This window comes from Ureibacillus aquaedulcis (genome assembly GCF_030418165.1).
In the GTDB taxonomy this organism is placed as follows: Bacteria; Bacillota; Bacilli; order Bacillales_A; family Planococcaceae; genus Ureibacillus; species Ureibacillus aquaedulcis.
This window is the reverse complement of record NZ_JAUHTQ010000041.1, coordinates 1-669: the sequence shown is the minus strand read 5'-3', so window position 1 is coordinate 669 and position 669 is coordinate 1. Positions and strand designations below refer to the sequence as shown.

At 52.9% G+C, this 669-nt stretch carries 7 tRNA genes; all 7 read left to right on the top strand.

The features are described from left to right. Positions 1 to 12 precede the first annotated feature (12 nt). The 7 genes from QYB95_RS19075 to QYB95_RS19045 all read left to right on the top strand — a co-directional run bounded on the left by QYB95_RS19075 (position 13) and on the right by QYB95_RS19045 (position 665). Positions 13 to 89 (top strand) — tRNA-Arg (locus tag QYB95_RS19075). A 5-nt stretch (positions 90 to 94) separates the two neighbouring features. Then, positions 95 to 171, top strand: a tRNA-Pro gene (locus QYB95_RS19070). A 28-nt stretch (positions 172 to 199) separates the two neighbouring features. Beyond that, positions 200 to 275: transfer RNA gene (locus QYB95_RS19065), tRNA-Ala, on the top strand. Between the two features lie 19 nt (positions 276 to 294). Beyond that, positions 295 to 371: transfer RNA gene (locus tag QYB95_RS19060), tRNA-Met, on the top strand. Between the two features lie 10 nt (positions 372 to 381). Beyond that, positions 382 to 474 (top strand) — tRNA-Ser (locus QYB95_RS19055). 22 nt (positions 475 to 496) lie between these two features. Further along, a tRNA-Asp gene (locus tag QYB95_RS19050) sits at positions 497 to 572 on the top strand. A gap of 17 nt (positions 573 to 589) precedes the next feature. Beyond that, positions 590 to 665, top strand: a tRNA-Phe gene (locus QYB95_RS19045). Positions 666 to 669: the final 4 nt, after the last annotated feature.

Here is a 669-nt window from a genome sequence, read left to right as displayed (position 1 = left end):
CCATTCATATATGCGCCCGTAGCTCAATTGGATAGAGCGTCTGACTACGGATCAGAAGGTTGTGGGTTCGACTCCTGCCGGGCGCGCCATATTACGAGAAGTAGCTCAGCTTGGTAGAGCACTTGGTTTGGGACCAAGGGGTCGCAGGTTCGAATCCTGTCTTCTCGACCATCTAAAACTTATAAATTAATTCTATTTCGGGGCCTTAGCTCAGCTGGGAGAGCGCCTGCCTTGCACGCAGGAGGTCAGCGGTTCGATCCCGCTAGGCTCCACCAATAACATATATACTATAATGGCGGCGTAGCTCAGCTGGCTAGAGCGTACGGTTCATACCCGTGAGGTCGGGGGTTCGATCCCCTCTGCCGCCACCATTTATAATTCGGAGGCATACCCAAGTCTGGCTGAAGGGATCGGTCTTGAAAACCGACAGGCGGGTTACACCGCGCGTGGGTTCGAATCCTACTGCCTCCGCCATTTTTTGAAATCATACATATTAGGTCCCGTGGTGTAGCGGTTAACATGCCTGCCTGTCACGCAGGAGATCGCCGGTTCGATCCCGGTCGGGACCGCCATCTTTAAGTAAAATAATGGGTCGGTAGCTCAGTTGGTAGAGCATTAGATTGAAGCTCTAAGTGTCGGCGGTTCGATTCCGTCCCGACCCACCATTTT